This is a genomic window from Proteus sp. fly-1067 (assembly GCF_040139345.1).
GTDB classification, from domain to species: Bacteria; Pseudomonadota; Gammaproteobacteria; order Enterobacterales; family Enterobacteriaceae; genus Proteus; species Proteus vulgaris_B.
Genome location: NZ_JBEEUL010000151.1, coordinates 1 through 613 on the forward strand (window position 1 = coordinate 1; position 613 = coordinate 613).

The following is a 613-nucleotide window of genomic DNA, read 5'->3' on the forward strand; positions in this document are numbered from 1 at the left end:
GCGTAATTGGAATATACAGCCGAAAACTGGGATCCACCTGCTCGTTGGGAAGATGGATTACCTGGCGCTCTTTTTGATTATAACCTCAATGCACAGGTTGGTCAGCAAACTCGAGGTGGACAACGAACAAATGTCAGTGCCAGCGGTAATGGTGTTGCGGGTGTTAACTTAGGTGTATGGCGTATGCGTGCTGATTGGCAAATGCGTTTAGACAAACAGCAAGGACAAGATACTTCTAGTTCATTAGATTGGTCTCGATACTATGTCTACCGTGCAATTAAATCTCTCGGGGCAAAACTCACTTTAGGTGAAGATTATTTAGCCTCAGATATTTTTGACAGTTTTCGATTTACGGGACTCAGCCTGATCACCGACATCAATATGTTACCACCTAATTTACGGGGATATGCCCCCGAAATAACAGGTGTAGCTAAAAGTAATGCTACCGTTATTGTGAGCCAGCAAGGCCGTATTATTTATCAAACACAAGTTGCCGCTGGCCCTTTTCGTATTCAAGACTTAAATGATGCACTATCCGGTGAGATTAATGTTGAAGTTAAAGAACAAGATGGCTCAATTCAAACGTTTACGGTGAATACAGCCAGTGTTCCTT

Annotated in this window: 1 protein-coding gene; it reads left to right on the forward strand. The window is 42.9% G+C overall.

Going from position 1 to position 613, the window contains the following annotated elements; all coding sequences use genetic code 11:
* Window positions 1–6: 6 nt before the first annotated feature.
* A partial coding sequence (locus tag ABN217_RS19695; RefSeq protein WP_502935142.1) for a fimbria/pilus outer membrane usher protein occupies window positions 7–613 on the forward strand: 607 nt, incomplete at its 3' end.